Source organism: Hymenobacter sp. UV11 (genome assembly GCF_004684095.1).
In the GTDB taxonomy this organism is placed as follows: domain Bacteria; phylum Bacteroidota; class Bacteroidia; order Cytophagales; family Hymenobacteraceae; genus Hymenobacter.
On record NZ_SRII01000003.1, the window covers coordinates 391,879 to 409,030 of the forward strand.

General features: G+C 61.5%; 12 protein-coding genes. All 12 read right to left on the reverse strand.

What is annotated here, in order from left to right; genetic code table 11:
* Positions 1–47 precede the first annotated feature (47 nt).
* The gene (locus E4631_RS06655) at positions 48–404 is read right to left on the reverse strand and encodes a hypothetical protein (RefSeq protein WP_133657577.1); all 357 of its coding nucleotides are present in this window, start codon (positions 402–404) and stop codon (positions 48–50) included.
* An 800-nt stretch (positions 405–1,204) separates the two neighbouring features.
* Entirely contained in the window at positions 1,205–3,262 is a 2,058-nt protein-coding gene (locus E4631_RS06660) for a S9 family peptidase (protein ID WP_166648084.1), read from the reverse strand.
* 75 nt (positions 3,263–3,337) lie between these two features.
* Positions 3,338–4,882, reverse strand: a complete 1,545-nt coding sequence (locus E4631_RS06665; RefSeq protein ID WP_133657575.1) for an aldehyde dehydrogenase family protein — start codon at positions 4,880–4,882, stop codon at positions 3,338–3,340.
* Between the two features lie 138 nt (positions 4,883–5,020).
* Positions 5,021–6,037, reverse strand: coding sequence for a class 1 fructose-bisphosphatase (gene fbp, locus E4631_RS06670; protein WP_133657574.1), 1,017 nt, complete (start codon positions 6,035–6,037; stop codon positions 5,021–5,023).
* A gap of 82 nt (positions 6,038–6,119) precedes the next feature.
* Entirely contained in the window at positions 6,120–6,653 is a 534-nt protein-coding gene (locus tag E4631_RS06675; RefSeq protein ID WP_240734709.1) for a nuclear transport factor 2 family protein, read from the reverse strand.
* A 12-nt stretch (positions 6,654–6,665) separates the two neighbouring features.
* Complete coding sequence (locus tag E4631_RS06680; protein WP_133657573.1) at positions 6,666–8,036, reverse strand: MFS transporter; 1,371 nt, start codon at positions 8,034–8,036, stop codon at positions 6,666–6,668.
* A gap of 135 nt (positions 8,037–8,171) precedes the next feature.
* Positions 8,172–8,822 carry a bifunctional 4-hydroxy-2-oxoglutarate aldolase/2-dehydro-3-deoxy-phosphogluconate aldolase gene (locus E4631_RS06685; RefSeq protein WP_133657572.1) on the reverse strand — a complete coding sequence of 217 codons (651 nt, stop codon included), beginning with the start codon at positions 8,820–8,822 and terminating at the stop codon, positions 8,172–8,174.
* A 127-nt stretch (positions 8,823–8,949) separates the two neighbouring features.
* Positions 8,950–9,963: a sugar kinase gene (locus E4631_RS06690; protein WP_133657571.1), complete on the reverse strand. Its 1,014-nt coding sequence runs from the start codon at positions 9,961–9,963 to the stop codon at positions 8,950–8,952.
* A gap of 193 nt (positions 9,964–10,156) precedes the next feature.
* Positions 10,157–11,602 (reverse strand): glucuronate isomerase, encoded by a 1,446-nt coding sequence (gene uxaC / locus E4631_RS06695; protein WP_133657570.1) that lies wholly within the window; start codon positions 11,600–11,602, stop codon positions 10,157–10,159.
* Positions 11,603–11,755: 153 nt separating this feature from the next.
* Positions 11,756–13,405 (reverse strand): UxaA family hydrolase, encoded by a 1,650-nt coding sequence (locus E4631_RS06700; RefSeq protein ID WP_133657569.1) that lies wholly within the window; start codon positions 13,403–13,405, stop codon positions 11,756–11,758.
* A 116-nt stretch (positions 13,406–13,521) separates the two neighbouring features.
* Positions 13,522–15,054, reverse strand: a complete 1,533-nt coding sequence (locus tag E4631_RS06705; protein WP_133657568.1) for a tagaturonate reductase — start codon at positions 15,052–15,054, stop codon at positions 13,522–13,524.
* A gap of 148 nt (positions 15,055–15,202) precedes the next feature.
* Positions 15,203–17,041: a RagB/SusD family nutrient uptake outer membrane protein gene (locus E4631_RS06710; protein ID WP_133657567.1), complete on the reverse strand. Its 1,839-nt coding sequence runs from the start codon at positions 17,039–17,041 to the stop codon at positions 15,203–15,205.
* Positions 17,042–17,152 lie beyond the last annotated feature (111 nt).

Consider the following 17,152-nt stretch of genomic DNA (forward strand, 5'->3'; position numbering starts at 1 on the left):
CGGCTCCGCCGTCGGACCGGAGCAAGGACCCTGACTTGAGAATTGTTCTAGTACAGCGCGAGCGAACGCAGGTTCTGGAACGCGTCTGCATTGTCTTGCAGGGCCAGATAACGGCCGAACTCCTGGGAGGGCAGCACTTTTTGCAAGCAGTCGGTGAGCAAAGCCGGGGTGCGCGTCAGGCGCTGGTGCTTCTGCACTGCCTCTTGCACGGCTACCGTTTGCTCCTGCGAGAGCTGAAGCGTGGCGGCCAGGTAGCGTACCAGTGGGCTAGCACTGATGCCATTGCCAGCAATGACGCCAAGGCTGGGGACAGCGCGCTCAAGGTCGATATTCTGCGCAGCTACCGGTTTGGTAGACAGGCCAATGGCTAACAGGAAAATAGCAGAGGTAAGGAATGATTTCATGAGCAAGAGGAGAATAAGATGGGTAGTAACAGCAAGCACAGCCGCCGGCATTAGACCGCTGCTGCGTTTGACTGATTCAAAGGTACAACCAACTTTTGGTTTTATGTAATCCAAATTACTCACTTGTAAGTCCTATTCAGGTAATAATTTTCATTTATCCAGAATTCGCTCATCTGCTGGTGGCTACCCTTTTGCCGCGAAGGCCCTATCGCATGGCCAGTTAGCGGAGGTTTTTATAGATATCTGATTGATTCTGAAGTTATAACAGCTGGTCATACTGGTCGAGGGTAAGCACTGCCTGCAGGCGCTGGCTCACCTGCTCGGGCGTGCGCACTTGCATGGGCCGGGTGCGCAGGGTTGCTGCACGTTTTTGGTCTGCTCTTGCGGAAGCTGTAGCGCGGCGGCCAGGTAGCGTACCAGCGGGCGGGCACTCAGGTCGCCACTGGCCAGGCGCAGGCTGGGAGTGGGGCGCTCCACGTCTTGCGCAAAGGCGTGGATAGGGGCAGTTAGCAGGACGGCGAGAAAGAGGAAGCAGGCGGTAAAGAGGGCTTCTATACTAATAAGGAGAGAGGGTGAATGAAGTGGCAGACCACGGACCGGTAGCACCGAGCAAGCAGGGAAACCAGAGAAGCTTTACGCTGCGGTATCGGGTTACTACCCGGCGAGATAGGTGGCTATCGTTCCTTTCTTATTCCACCTACGAAACGTGGTGCGCGCAGATTTTATGGATAAAAATTTTTTTTAAAAAATTCATTGGGATAGTAAAGAGCTCTGCTCAGCTCGTTTTTCCGCCCATTTTTTTAGTAGCCTACTAATCGGCTGCCCAGTTCCCGACGCAAATCAGGCACGTCATAATGGCGTAGCACGCCCGGCAGCAGCTCTGAGTAAGCCTCCTTCGCCGTCGGGTTTTCCAGGTAATAAAGCCACGAGGCTGGCCCGCCGCTCACCTGCACCTGGTCGATTTGGGGTTTGTAGGTACGCGGCGTACTATGAGCCGAGCCATTGCCATCGTTGACGTCGGTAGTTGGCACTTTCACTACGAGTGGGCTCAGCAGGGCTGCGTGCAGGGCTACTAGCGCCGCACGCCCATCGGCCCGCAGCAGTAGCGGCAACTGCCACAACCGGTTCTCGTTGCGGATAAAACGCAGTAACGTGCTGACGTCCAGCACGCGCTGGGCCAGCAGCGGCCGGCCTAGGTGCAGCGCCAGCAGCGCATCGCGGTATTCCTGGTTATAATACTTGGGGTCGTTGAAAGCGGCCGGGTCGGTGGTTTCGCCCAGGCCACGCAGGTCGGCTAGCAGCACGGCTGAGCCCTGGCGCTGGTAGGTGGCCAGGCGGTTGGCGCTGTCGCGCAGCACTGCGGCCATGCCTCGGTCGGGCAGCCACACTACGAGGCGCGCCGGGGGGGTAGGGCCCGCTGGCAGCAAGAGCCGGGCCGGCAAGGGCGGCTCGCCGGACCGCCGCAAAATCAGATTTTGCCAGACTAAGCCGCTAGGTTGGCGTAGCGTGTCGCCAGCGTCGATACTGGTAATTTGGCCTTTTTCACTACTAATGCCCAGCTGCTGACCCACCAGCGCGGTTAGCGCCGCGCCGGTGGGCCGGCCGCGCCGGGCGGCCAGCGCCTGGGCTTCGGCGCGGTGCAGGTCGGCCAGGGTTTGCTCGTCTTTGAAGCTAGTGTTGACCTGGCCGGTGGTGGTGCAGCGCAACGTGGTTTCGGGTAGCGCGAGCGCGGCGTCTTCGGGCACGGCCGGGCCGCCTACCCCCAGCCACCGCCGAAACCAGGCCACCGCCGCCGCCCGCTTGGGCGCCGAGATGCCGTGGCCGTCGTCATACGTAAAAATGGCGGCCTGCGCGGGCTGGCCCAGCGCGCCGTAGGCCCGGTGCACATCGGCGTAGGCGGCCTCCATATCAGTCTGGTCCACAAAGTCGTAGCGACCCGTGAGCAGCAGCACTGGCTTGGGTGCGAACATAATGGGCCAGTCGGCCACGTCGAGGCCAGCCGCGCCGGCACCGGGCAGCATCACGCAGCCATCGGCCGGGCCGGTAAGGGTGAGATTGCGCTCGCCGGCGGCCACGTAGCTGCACAGCGCCGCCACCTTTACCCGCTCGTCGTAGCCCATAAAATAAGCCGTTTGGGTGGCCCCGCCTGAGTTGCCGAGGCAGCCCACGCGGGCGGCGTCTACCTCAGGCCGGGTCAGGAGGTAATCGAGGCCGCGCACGTTGTCCCACAGCTCCTCGGCGGGCAGGGTGCGGCCTAGCAGGTTGGCTTCGGCATTCAACAATGTGTGCTCCGTAGTGCCGCCGCGCGTCAGCGACTTGCCGCTGGCATCGGTCAGCTGCATGCGCTCGCCCTGCGAAACGGGGTCGATAACGAGCACCACGAAGCCATTACGAGCCAGCAGCCGGGCCGTGAGCTGGTAGGAGGGAGTAGCCTTACTCGCGTTCTCGTGCCCGCAAAACAGCAGCGCCGCCGGCTTCTTCCCTACCCCCTCCGGCACGTATAAATTGGCCGTAACGTGGTGGTGCGGCAGGCTCTCGTAGATAATTTTCTCAATCCGAAACCCCATCTGCGGCACCGTGCCCACCACCCGCGCCCGTAGCGGCGTGCGCGCCGGCAGCGGCCCCAGCACCCGCCGGAAGCGCGCCCGCGCCGAGTCGCGGTAGGCCGCCGTGCCCGCCGCCGAAGTCAACGCGGCATCGAGCGCCGCCCGGCGCGGCACGTATTGCTGGTGCACTTGCTGCAGCAGGTAGGTCGGTAGCGTAGTCGGCGCTTTCCAGTCGAGGACGGGGGTAGGGGCCTGGGCGTGGGCACGGAAGGCAGCCAGGACGAAGAGTGCCGCGATTATCTTTTTCATCATGGGTGGGTGGGGTAGCAAGTAAAAGGGCCGCTTTCCAGCTGGAAAACGGCCCCGATACATTCTGAAACAAAGTGCTTATGCCTTTTCAGGCAGCAGCACGGCGTCGGGGTAGTTGCCGAGCACCGGCTGCGAGGGTGAGCCTTGGGTTACGGCCTCCACGAGCAGCTTACCGCCCACAAAGGCGCCTTTCCAGCTCTCGCCCAGGCCGCCGAATACTTCCTCGCGGTCACCGCGGCTGCGCAGCTTGTTGACGCCCACCTTGAAAGCGCGCAGCTCCTTGCCGGTGCGGGTGGCCCACTTCTCGTCGTCTGAGCCGAGGGCGGTCACGAGCGCGCCGTTCGAGATGTTCATCTCGCCCACCAACTCCTCCACGCGGTCTACCAGCACCACCGAGTCGATGGGGCCGAAAGGCTCCTTGAAGTACAGCTCGGCCTGGCGGGGTAGGCCCACCAGCGCGCGCGGGGCGCGGTAGGCCGAGCGGTCCTGACCGGGCAGGAACAGGCTGTCATCTAGCTTGCCTTCGTAGAACGGGATAGCGCCAGTCTTGAGCCCGTCGGCGTAGAGGCGGTCAAGGTCTTCGGCCTGGCGGGCGTTGATAACGGGCCCGAAAGCTAGGTCGGGCAGCTTGTCGCCGGCCTTATCTACGAGGGTAGGGTTGCCGATTTTGAGGCTGCTGATGGCCTTGGTGTACGTTTCGAGGAATTCTGGGAACAGCCGGCGCTCGACCACCCAGCGCACGTAGGCGGTGCAACGCTGCTTACCGTAGTCGTAGCCCTTGGTGAGCTGCTCGGCCAGGGTGTCCCACTGCGAGTAGTTCCAGATGCCATAGGTGTTCACGCCCTCCATTTCGAGCATGTAGCGCTTGTCTTGCGCAGCCAGCGCGTCGGCAATGTTGCGGCCGTTGTAGCGGCCGCCCACAAAGCTGAGGCAGTCCACGGCAGCGTCCTTCACCAGCACATCGCTCAGCTCGCCGCCGGGGCCGCTCACCAGCGTCACGGGCAGGCCGGCGCGGCGCGCAATGGCAAAGGTGAGGCTCAGCGAGATAAAGCCGCCATCGGTAGGGGCCTTGGCAATCACCGAGTTGCCGCACAGCACCTGCACCAGCACGGCGTGCAACAGCACCGACATGGGGTAGTTCCAAGAGGCAATGTTGCTGACCAGGCCCAGCGGCTTGCGGTCGCCGAGCATGCTCTCGATGTTATCCACGTACCACTGCACGCCCTCCACGGCGCGGTCAATGTCATTGAAGCCCAGCTTGTAGGTCTTGCCGATTTCCCACATCAAGAGCTTGCTTACCAGGTCAATGTGCGGGCGCAGCTGGTCGAGGCAGTCCTGCACGCGGCGCTTGCGCTCGTCAAGGTCAGTAGCGGCCCAGGCGGCTGCTTCGCCCTTGGCGGCGCGCACGGCGCGCAGGGCTTGGTCGTGCTGCAGCATGGGCAGCGAGCCAATGTCGGAGCCGTCGATGGGCGAGTGGAAGGGCTTGGGCTGGCCCGGCTCCTGCCAACGGCCTTCGAGTAGGTTGAAGTAGCCGCCGTCGGCGGTAAAGATTTCGGGAGTTGCCTGCTTGAGGTCGGCCAGTAATTTGCTGAACTCGACTTCGGGCGCGATGATTTTGGGCATGGAGAAAAAAACAAGTAGCAGGTAACAAGTACCAGTGAGCAGCCTATTGGCTGGCAGGCGAGGGCTGACGTGCCCGCTGCGTACACTTACTGATAACCGATTCGGCTGATAATTGATACTTAATGGCTGATAATTGAACTAAGCGGTGGCTACGCTTTGTAGCTCGCGCACTAGCTCAGCCGAGCCTACAAACAGCGGTACGCGCTGGTGCAGGTCGGCGGTGGGGCGCACGTCGAGCACTTCTTCGGCCCCCGTAACTGCCACGCCGCCCGCCTGTTCGCTAATGAAGGCAATAGGATAGCACTCGTAGAGCAGGCGCAGCTTGCCGCTGGGCCACTGCCCGGTGGGGGGGTAGAGATAGATGCCGCCCGTAAACAGGTTGCGGTGGTAGTCGGCGGCCAGCGAACCCACGTAGCGGGCGGCCATGCGGCGCTCCTTACAGGTGGTGAGGAAGGCGCGGGCAAAATCCGGAAAGTCAAACCAATTGCCCTCGTTGCAGGAAAACACCTCGCCCGTGGCCGGAATAGTCAGCTTGGGGTGCGAGAGGAAAAATTCGCCCAGGCTTGGCTCGTAGGTGAAGCCCGCCACGCCGTGCCCGGTCGTGTACACCAGCATCACGCTGGAGCCGTAGAGAATGTAGCCCGCCGCCACCTGCGCCCGCCCGCCCTGCAAGAAGTCTTCGACCCGCGCTGGCCCGCCGTAGCGGCTCACGCGCCGGTAAATGCTGAAAATGGTGCCCGTGCTCACGTTGAAATCAAGGCTCACCGAGCCATTCATCGGGTTGAGTGCCACCACGTAGCGGCCGTCGTGGTTGCCGGTATCAATCATGTCGGCGCTGGCTTCGCTTAGGATGGCGCAGCACTCGCGGCCGTTGGTGAGGGCACGCACAAAGCGCACGTGGGCCTCCTCGCCCAGGCGGTGGCGGGGGGGCGTATCCTGGCCCTCGGGCGCCACTACTTCGGCCAGGCCGCTGAGGCCAGCGCGGCTCACCTCGCGCACCATAATCTTGCTAGCCAGGGCAATATCGCGCAGCAGCTGGCTCAGCTCGCCGGTGGCAAACGGAAACTCGGCCTGCTTGCGCATGATGTAGCGCTCCAGGGTAGTGCCGACGGGGGTAGCTAGGTCGTCGTGCGAAGGAGGAGAGGTAGGGGACATATCAATTATCAGTGAGCAATTATCAAGGAGCAGGCGGGGAGAATGCCAGGCTCATTCGGCATTTTTCGGGCACTACGCCAGCTTACGGCTTGGTTTCCGGCTGCTTCTGCGACTGCCACAGCACCACCTGCCAACCCTTCTGGGGGTCTTTAATCTGGGTAGTGACGTACTTGATGTGGGCCACGTTGGGCGAGCCGTCGGGCTTATTGGGCTGGTAAATAACTATTTGGCCGTTTACCACGGCCGCGGTGCCACCATTGTAGGCGCGCACGTTCATGTTTTCCACGTCAATCTTGTCATACACGCTTTTGCCGTCGTGAATGCTTTGCAGGTACTCGGTTTTGTCGTTCTGCTTGCCGCTGGCATGCGTGTACACGAGGTCGTCGGCAAAGACTTTTTCCATAAAAGCGTAATCCTTGCTCACCTGCGCGGCAAAGCGCTGGCGCTCCAGCTGCTCCACTTCCTTGGCAGCGGCGGCGTTGCGCTCGGCCATTTTGCCGTCCGTAGCAAGCAGGGCGGTGTGGGAGCGCGGGGGCTTGAGGCGTTGGGTGGTTTGGGCTGCGCCGAGCAGGGGTAGGGCCAGCAATAGGGCGCTGGCAATGGGCAGGTGTTTCATGAGTCGGGTGGGTTAGGCAGCAGAAGAGGGGGTAGGCTCGTCGAGCGAGATAGGCTCCATGCGCGGCACCAGCGTGAACATCAGCACCCAGGCCAGCAGGTAGGCCGCGCCGCAAATGAAAAACATGATGTAATAGGCCTTATCGAGCTGTCCAATAGCTTCGTAGTGCACAAACATGCGTTTCTGCACCAGCGCCGTGAGTGCAATGCCGCCCATGCCGCCCGCAAAGCCCCCAATGCCTGTGACCGAGGCCACCGCCCGCTTCGGAAACATATCCGAAACAGTAGTGAAGATGTTGGCGCTCCAGGCCTGGTGGGCCGCCGCCGCAATACCGATTACCAGCACCGCCAGCCACATATTCATGGCCCCCAGCCACTGCGCAAACACAATCGGGAATACGCAGAAAGCAATCAGCAGCATAGCCGTTTTGCGCGCTTGAAAAGCCGGCATGCCGCGCCGCATAAAGCCCAGCGGCAGGTAGCCGCCGCCCACGCTCCCGATACTCGACAGCACGTACACGGCCGCTACGGGCAGCGCAATGGCCGTGCCCGTAAGCTTGTATTGCTTGGTCAAAAAGTCGGGCAACCAGAACAGGTAAAACCACCAGATGGGGTCGGTAATGAACTTACCGATGACGAAGGCCCAGGTTTGGCGAAAGCCCAGCAGGGGCAGCCAGCCCACCTTGGGCTTTTCCTCCGTCACGCCTTCGGCCGGCAGGCCCACCGGAATGTCGGCGTTGATGTAGTCAAACTCTGCTTTGCTCAGGCGCTTGCTCTCGGCGGGCGTTTCGTAGATGAGCATCCACAGTACCAGCCACACGAAGCCTAGTGCCCCCGTAACCAGGAAAGCCGACTGCCAGCCCCAATGCTCGGCCATCCACGGCACCGAGAGCGGGGCAATGATGGCCCCCACGTTGGAGCCCGAGTTGAAGATACCCGTGGCCAGTGCCCGCTCACGCTGCGGAAACCATTCGGCCGTGGTCTTGATGGCGGCCGGGAAGTTGCCGGCCTCCGTCAGCCCCAGAAAGCCGCGCGCCACCCCAAAGCCCATCGTGCTGCTTACCAGCGCGTGGCCCATCGCGGCCACGCTCCAGAGCGCCGTCGAAAGCGCATAGCCGATTTTGGTGCCCAGCTTATCAATAATGCGCCCTACCCCAATCATGCCCACCGCATAAGCCAGCTTGAAGGCAATCTCAATGTTGGCGTAGTCGCCCGAATTCCACCCAAAAGCCTTCTCCAGGTACGGCTTCAGCAGCGAGATAACCGCCCGGTCAAGGTAGTTGATGGTCGTGGCGAAAAATACCAGCGAACAGATAGTCCAACGGTACCGGCCAATAACCGACGTGTCGGCGAGCGGCGGCGAGCTGCGAAGGGTGGGATTCATAGAGGATAGGTTAATTAAGGAGGAACGTCATGCTGAGCTTGCCGAAGCATCTTGCCCGTCTCGTCCTCACGATTGAATTACTACTGCACGCGAGATGCTTCGCCAAGCGGACGCCAGATGAGCATGACGTTCTGTTTACTTCTTCCTAGTAGACAAAAACGTCATCAGCGGAGCTACGCGGGCCGTAATAGCGGCCGGGTCGCCTACCCCCTTAAAAAGCTGCGAGCCAATGCCCACCACGTTCACGCCCGCGCCAAACCACTCGGTCAGGCTGGCTTCGGTGGGCTCGACGCCGCCCGTCACCATGAGCTTGGTAGTGGGCATGGGGCCGCGCAAGGACTTGATGTAGTCGGCCCCCACGAAGTTGCCAGGGAATATCTTCACGATTTGCGCGCCGAGCTGCGTGGCCGCGTGTATCTCATTGGGGGTGAGGGCGCCGGGCAGCCAGGCCACGTCGTGGCGCTGGCAGGCGGCAGCTACGTCGGCGGTGGTCACGGGCTGCACCACGAAGGCCGCGCCGGCCGCGATGAAGCGCTCGGCATCGGCGGCTGTGTAGATGGTGCCGATGCCCAGCACCAGGTCGGGGCATTCGCTCTCGGTCAATTTAGCCAGCTCCTGAAATACTTCGAACGCATTGGCACCGCGGTTGGTAAACTCAAATACCCGGATGCCCCCGGCGTAGCAAGCCCGCACCATGGACTGGGCATACGCCGCATCGGCGTGGTAAAAAACCGGCACCAGTGGCGCGGCTAGCGTACGGGTGATAACGTCGGAAGAAGAAAGCATAGGTAAAATTCTGGTCTTTTGCGTTCGTCTGTCGTTGCGAGCCTGCGAAGCAATCGCATCAGAACTAGGCGCCTGGGTGTCATGCGGGTGCGATTGCTTCGCAGGTTCGCAATGACAAGTAAAAAAATTAGCGCAATAAGCGCCCTGTGAGGTTGCCCTGCATGAGGTGCTCGACTTCGGCGGGCGTCACCAGGTTGATGTCACCGTGGATAGTGTGTTTCAGCGCCGAAGCGATGGTAGCAAAGGATAAGGCTTGCTCGCGGCTCTCATAGGTATTGGAGCCGTAGATGAAGCCCGAGATGAACGAGTCGCCGCCGCCGATGCGGTCCACCACCGGCGAAATGTCGTAGAATGGCGTTTCAAAAAACTCGCCCTGGTCCCACAGCAGGCCGCAAATGCGCTCGTGCGAGGCGCTCTGCGTCTGGCGGCGGGTAGCAATCACGCGCTTGATGTGGGGGAAGCGCTGGGTTAGCTGCTGGCTCATCGAGATAAAGCCGTTGTCCGAATTGGCCTCGGCTTTAATGCCAAACAGGTCGTCAGCATCACCCTCGGTGCACACCACGATATCGCAGCCCGCCACAAGGTTAGGCATTACATCCTGCGCCTTCTGGCCGTACTGCCACAGGTTGCGGCGGTAGTTCACGTCGGCCGATACGGTGAGGCCCAGCCGGCGCGCGGCCACAATGGCATCGGATGTGGCTTGGGCGGCGGCGGCCGAAATGGCGGGCGTGATGCCCGTCCAATGCAGCCAGCCGGCATCTTTCAGAATCTCATCCCAATTGAAAGCGGCCGGGTCGAGGTAGGCAAAGGCCGAATCGGCGCGGTCATACACAATGCGGCTGGGCCGTAGCGAAGCGCCCACTTCCAGAAAGTACAGCCCCAGCCGATGGCCTTCGGTAAACAGGCAATGGCTCGTGTCGACGCCGTAGCGGCGCAGGTGGTTGGCGGCCGCGTGGCCCAGCTCATTGGCCGGGAAGGCCGAAACGTGGGCGGCCGGCACGCCCATTTGGGCAAGGGCGGCGGCTACGTTGGCGTCGCCGCCGCCGTAGGTTACTTCGAGGGTAGCGGTCTGCGGCAGCCGGTAATTCAGCGGTGGCGAGAGCCGCATCATTACTTCACCGAAGGTGACGACTTGCTTCATTAGGGAGGGAAAATTAGCTAGCGCCCGGCCCTTGCTACTAGGCTAAGCCGGGCGCTAACCACGGGAATAGGACTTGAAAGGTAGGCCGTTAAGGTGCTGGAAAAACACAGTTTACTCCACTTTTTTAACGCAAACGATACCGGTAATGGGCTTCGCAGCCGGCTACTTGGTAGGGTAGGGGCAAAGCAAACAGCTAGTTAGCTACCAACTCTCCCGCACTCACCGGCGCGGCGGCCGCATCGAAGCCGAAGTAGTCGCGGGCATTGCCGTAGCTGATTTTCTCCACCAGCTCGCCCAGCCAGGGCAGCTCCTCGGCGGGTAGCTCGCCATTCTCGACGTCGCGGCCCAGCAGGTTGCACAAGATGCGCCGGAAATACTCGTGGCGCGGAAACGACAGGAAGCTACGCGAGTCGGTGAGCATGCCCACGAAGCGACTCAGCAAGCCCATGTTGCTGAGCGCGTTGAGCTGCTTTTCCATGCCGTCCTTCTGGTCCAGGAACCACCAGCCCGAGCCAAACTGCATCTTGCCGGCTACCGAGCCATCCTGAAAGTTGCCAATCATGGTAGCAAACAAGTCGTTATCGGCGGGATTAAGGTTGTAAAGCACCGTTTTGGCCAGCTTGTCCTGGTTGTCAAGCCGGTCGAGGAAGCGCGATAGCGCCCTACCCTGCTCAAAATCGCCAATCGAGTCCCAGCCCGTATCGGGGCCAAGCTGGCGCAGGGCGCGGGTGTTGTTATTGCGTAGCGCACCCAGGTGAAACTGCTGCGTCCAGCCCTTTTCCCAGTCCAGCTCGGCCAGGAAAATCAGCATGGCCGACTTAAACTTTTCTACTTCGGGCGCGCTCAGCACCTGCCCGGCGCGGGCTTTGGTGAAGATGGCAACTACCTCTTCCTCCGTATAGTCGGCGGCGTAGAGCTTTTCCAAGCCGTGGTCGGAGAGCCTACCCCCCTGCGCAGCGAAGAAGTCGTGCCGCTGGCGCAGGGCCGCCTGCAAGTCGGCGTAGGTTTGAATCCCTACCCCCGCCGCGGCGCCCAGCCGGTCGAGGTACTGGTTGTAGTCGGGCGCCTCGGGCGTCATAGCCTTGTCGGGACGGAAGGTGGGCAGGATGCGCGTACCAAAGTCGGTGGCGGCTAGCGCCAGGTGGTGCTCCAGCGAGTCGGCCGGGTCGTCGGTGGTGCACACGGTTACCACGTTCATCTTGCGCAGCAGGCCCTGCACCGCGTATTCGGGCGTTTGCAGCAGCTCGTTGCACCGGTCGTAGATGCGGCGGGCGCTCGTCTTGTTCAGCAGCTCGGTAACGCCAAAGTAGCGGCGCAGCTCCAGGTGCGTCCAGTGGTAGAGCGGGTTGCGCACGGTGTAAGGCACCGTTTCGGCCCACTTCTCAAACTTCTCCCAGTCCGAGGCGTCGCCGGTCACGAAGCGCTCATTCACGCCGTTGGCCCGCATGGCGCGCCACTTGTAGTGGTCGCCATAGAGCCAGATTTGGGTGATGTTCTCAAACTGCCGGTTCTGGGCAATCTGGTCAGGCGGCAGGTGGCAGTGGTAGTCAATAATGGGCTGCGGCGCGGCGTGAAAATGGTAGAGCTGGCGCGCCGTGGCCGACTGCAGCAGAAAGTCGTCGGAGAGGAAAGGAGTCATAGTCAATTAGTAATCAACAGTGAGCAAAAAGAACGTCATGCTTATCTGGCGTCCGCTTGTCGAAGCATCTCTACCGCTTCGGTGAACGACCCGCGACCGGAGCGGTAGAGATGCTTCGACAGGCTCAGCATGACGTTCTTTTTGCTTTTCTTGTTACAGAGAAACCCCGCGCTTCCACGGGATAAAATCGGTTTGGCCGTGGCGCACGGCGCTTACTTCGCGGCCGCTGGCTACTTCAATAACGTAGTTGAGAATGCGTTCGCCGGCCTGCTCAATGGTTTCTTCGCCGTCGATGACGGTACCCGTGTTCACGTCGATGATGTCGGGCATACGCTCGGCCAGCTTGGTGTTGGAGCTGATTTTAACGACCGGCGCGATGGGGTTGCCGGTGGGCGTGCCCAGGCCAGTGGTGAAGAGCACCACGTTGGCACCCGAGCCCACTTCGGCGGTGGTGCTTTCCACGTCGTTGCCGGGCGTGCAGAGCAGGTTGAGGCCGGGCTGGGTTACCAGCTCGGGGTAGTCGAGCACGGCCACTACCGGCGACGAGCCACCCTTGCGGGCCGCGCCCGCCGATTTCATGGCGTCGGTGATGAGGCCGTCGCGGATGTTGCCGGGCGAGGGGTTCATGTCGAAGCCCGAGCCCACGGCCACCGCGCTGTCGCCGTAGGCTTTCATGAGCGAGGTGAAGCGCTGGGCCGTTTCGTGGTCCACCGAGCGATTCACGATTTCCTGCTCCACGCCGCACAGTTCCGGAAACTCGGCCAGAATGACCGAGCCGCCAAGCGCCACCAGCAGGTCCGACACGTGGCCCACGGCCGGGTTGGCCGAAATGCCCGAGAAGCCATCGCTACCCCCGCATTCGAGGCCGATGGTGAGCTTGCTCAGCGGCGCGGGCTGGCGCTGCTGCTGGTTGGCCTGCATGAGGCCGGCGAAGGTCTGGCGCAGGGCTGTGCTCACGAGGGCTTCCTCGGTGCCGATTTTCTGCTGCTCCAGCACAAACAGCGGCTTGCTGAAGTGGGGGTCGCGCTTGTTGATTTCGTCCTGCAGCATGCTCACCTGCGCATTCTGGCAGCCCAGGCTAAGCACCGTGGCGCCGGCCACGTTGGGGTGCGTAATGTAGCCGGCCAGCAGGCCGCACAGCGTCTGGGCATCCTGCCGGATGCCGCCGCAGCCGCCCTCGTGCTGCAAAAACCGGATGCCGTCTACGTTCGGAAACGGCTTTACTTTTTGGTGGCTGATTTCGGCCGAGTGCAGGTCGGTGGCCAGAATTTCTTCCACCGACTTGCCGGCCTGCATCAGCTCCAGCAGCGCCTGAGTCTGGGGCTGGTAGCTCTTGCGGCGGGCGTAGCCGAGGTCGTTCACCAGGGCTTCTTCAAGCACCTGGATGTTGCGGTTCTCGCAGAAAACCAACGGGATAACCAACCAATAATTAGCGGTGCCTACCCGCCCATCGGGCCGGTGAAAGCCCATGAAGGTGCGGCCCGTAAACTGGCTCACGTCGGGCTGGGCCCAGCTATGCGGGTGTTGCCCTTCCTGGTACGCGTCGGTAGCGTGTTTGATATTGGCGGTGGTGAGCAGGCCGCCCTGGCCCACGGGCGACGCCATTTTGCCCACCAGCACCCCGTACATGGTCACTTCGTCGCCGGGCTGCAAGGCTTGCAGGACCAGCTTGTGCTTGGCCGGTATCTTCTCGGTGGTCGTCACGGTTACCCCATCCCAGGTTACGGGCGTGCCGATGGGCAGGTCGGTGAGGGCGACGAGCACATTATCAGCGGGGTGAATTTTAGCAACTAGATGCTTCATAAGTAGTTAGCAATAGTAATAAGCAATGAACAGTCACGTAGGTGATAAACTGATGAGTGCCTACCCCACCGTGAGGCGGCCGCCGGCAATTGTTCACGGTTCATTGCTCATTGATATTAAACCGCCGCGCGCTGGTTTTTATTCAGCATGGCCGCTAAGGTAGCGGCCGCGCCTTTCAATTGCAGCTGCCCCAGGTAGCGCGTTACGGCCGCCGTAAAGCCGGGTAGGGCCGTGAGGTCGGTATTCCACAGCGTGTGGTTGCTAAGCACAATCTGCACTAGGCTAGTGGCCGATTGGTGCGCCCACAAGTCGGCAAAGTAGCCCGCCTGCTCGTCCTGAATCAGGTATTCCTGGCCCTGGGCCTCACCGTACCACTTGTTCCCTTCTTGCCGCACGCCGCGCATAAAGAGCAGGTAGGCCGCAAAGCCCAGCGCTACGTACTGCGGCACGGCCCCGAAGCGGTGGTAATAGTGCTGCAAATCGGGCACCACGCGCATCTGCAGCTTGGCCGAGTAGTTGAGCGTGATGGCCAGCCAGCGGTGCTCCACGGCGGGGTTGCGGAAGCGGTCGAGCACCTGCATGCCAAAGCGCTGGCCTACCTTCTCATCGAGGGGGTAGGGAATGCCGGGCAGCAAATCGGCCAGCATCAGGTTGCGGATGTACGTGAGCAGGTGGTCGTCTTCCATCGCCTCGCGCACGGTGGGCACGTCTGCCAGCACGGCCAGCCCGCAGGCCAGCGAGTGGGTCCCGTTGAGCAGGCGCAGCTTCAGTTCTCTGAACTGGTTGATGTCAGGCTGCACGATAATGCCCGCGTCGGCCTGCTCAAAGCTCAGTATGGCCTTCACGCGCTCGTCGCCCTCAATGGCCCACAGCCGGTACACTTCCGACATGGTCAGCAGCTCGTCGTCGTAGCCCAGCTCCTGGGCCAGGTCGGCGGCGGCCGCGGCGGCGGGTGCGCCCGGCACAATGCGGTCTACCAAGGAGTTGCAAATGGTATTGGCCGTCTCGAGCCAGTGCAGGAAGCCGGCGTCGGGTACCTGGTTCTCGGCCAGCTCGCGTAGAATGTTACGCAGTTTGGTGCCGTTTTCGGGAATAAGCTCGGTAGGCACGATAACCAAGCCTTTGTCGGCCGCGCCAGCAAAGGCCTGGTAGCGCGCCAGCAGCACGGCCAGCAGCTTGCCCGGAAACGAGCGCGGCGGCGTGGCGCGCACATCGTCGGTTTCGTCGAGCACAATGCCTACCTCCGTCGTATTCGACAGTACGATTTGCAGCTCGGGGCTGGTGGCTACTTGCAATACCTCGGCCCACTGGCTTTTGGCCGACAGCACCCGGCTGATGCCGGCGCACACCACGTTCTGGCTGACGGACTGGCCGTCTTCCACGCCGCGCACGCACACTGTGTACAGGTTGTCCTGGCGGGCAAACGCGGTGGCGTCGCCGCCATCGGTGCTTTTCACCACCACCACCCGACCATTAAAAATGCCCTGGCGGTTGGCCTGGTCAATGAGGAAGTCGGGCAGGCCGCGCAGCAGCACGCCCGTACCAAACTGTAGTACTTTTTCGGGCAGGCTTAGCAGGGCAGGGGGGGGTAGGGACACGCCAGGCGCGGCGGCCCCGTTGCGTACTAATTCTTCGGATAGAATAGGCATGAGTGATAATGACTAGTTACGAATGACTAGTGACCAATGACAGCGATTCAAGAGGAATGACTAGTAGCAAAATCCGAGGCTAAACCAGGATGCCCATGTAGCGCTACTAGTTTATTCGTCATTTGTCACTAGTCATTCGTCATTAATACTAGTAGCCCGAGTTTTGCTTAAGGGCGGGGTCGGTGTCAAGGGTAGTCTGCGGAATGGGCAGCAGTTCTTTGCCCTGGCCCGCGATGTATTCGGCGGCCATGCCGCTGCCGGTGCTGTTCACAGTGGTAGTACCCACCTTCACAGCGGTACCGCTGGGCTGCAGGTTGGCCACGTAGGTAGCGTCGATGCTCTGGCGCCAGTTCACGCGGGTAGTGCCGGTAGGGGTAGCGGCCGGCGACGGCTTGTAGAACGAGCGTTGCCACTGCACTAGGCCATTCACTACTTTATAAAACTGGTACTGCGGCACGTTCTGGTAGGGCGCGGCGGCGGCCTGCATCAGGGCCAGGTTGGCCTTGGCGGCGTTTATGCGGTCGGCCAGCAGGTTCCAGCGCAGCAGGTCATACTTGCGCACGCCTTCGGAGCCAAACTCCAGCAGGCGTTCGTTCACGATGGTCGTAAACATGGCATCCTTGGTGGTAGTGTTCACGCCCAGGGCGGCGCGAGCCGCGTTGCCATTAAAGCCGCGGGTGCGCACTTCAAGCAGCGCTGTGCGAGCGGCAGTGGTGGGGCCGTTCACCTCGTTATCGGTTTCGGCAAACATCAGCAGTACGTCGGCAAAGCGAATGAGCGGCCAGTTGTAGCCCAGGTAGTTGTTGGTGCCGGGCAGGGCTGGGGTGTGCCAGTCGCGCCGAAACTTGCCATCGTAAATCGTGTTCAGCGCTACGCCCGCCTGGTTGTTGTTGGCCGGAATCTGGTAGGGTGCCACCGTAATATCACGGCGCACATCTGTCGAGTCGAAGGCGTAGAAGTAGGTCGGCACAATGTTTACGGCACCCTGCGTCGAGCCATACACGGTCGAGGCGTTCAGGCGCGGGCCGTTGTAGTAGCCCAGTTTCGAGTCGCCGACGGCCGTCGAGCCGGCCATACCTACCTCAAACAGAATCTCGTTATAGTTGTCGTGGCGCTGCTGGTTCACCCCTAGCCACAGGTCCGAGAAGCTCGGGTTGAGCGTGTGCTCACTGCGGCGGGCCATCAGCTCCAGGCACTCCTGGCGGGCTATCTTGTAGTAGTCGAGGTAGTCGGTAGCGCGGGTCATGGTGTTGCCTTGCAGCGAGTAGCCGCCGCGCTGCAGGCATAGGCGGGCGCGCAGGGCCTTCACAGCACCCTTGGTGATGCGCTCGTTGGTGGCGCCAGCACCCGTGCGGTAGGGTACCAGCTTTTCGGCCATGCCCAGGTCGGCAATTAGGCGGGTCAGGGTCTGGTTGCGGTCAGCGTTAGGCAAGTTAAAATCCTGGCCCGGCGTGCTGGGAGCAAACTGCACTGGCACGTCGCCCCAGTTGCGAATCAGCTCGTAGTAGTACTGTGCCCGCAGGGTCAGCGACTCGCCGTAGAGGCGGTGTAGGGCGGCCGTGTCGGCGCTCGCCCCACTGGTGTACAAGGCCATCTGCGGGATAAACTTGATGCAGATATTGGACCGCTCTACCCCCTGGTAGAGGTTGTTCCAGGGGTTGATAACCTCCGTATTGCTGGCGTAAGCCTTGTAGCGGGCAATGCCCCGGCGGCCCGTGTCGTAGGTGCCCGACGAGCCAATGAGCTCATCGGTATCGACGGGGAAATACATGCTCAGGCGCGTGCCGTAGGTGTTGTCGCCCGAGAGGGGGTCGTAAGCCCCCAGCACGGCGCTGGTGGCTCCGCTCACGGTGCTAAACGTGGCGTCGGTGTTGCTGAGCGCCAGCGGCTCTACGTCGAGATAGTTTTTGCAGGACGATACCAGCCCAGCGGTGCCAGCCAGCAGCATCGTAGCCGCTAAGGTCCGGGAAGAAGTGAAAAATTTCATAAGCCAGATACTAGCTAAAAAGTCGGGTGGGAAGATTTCTAAGCGGTTAGCTAAAAGCTGTTAGCTGTTAGCCTTTGAGATGAAGCCGAAATAGAAGAAAAGCTAACAGCT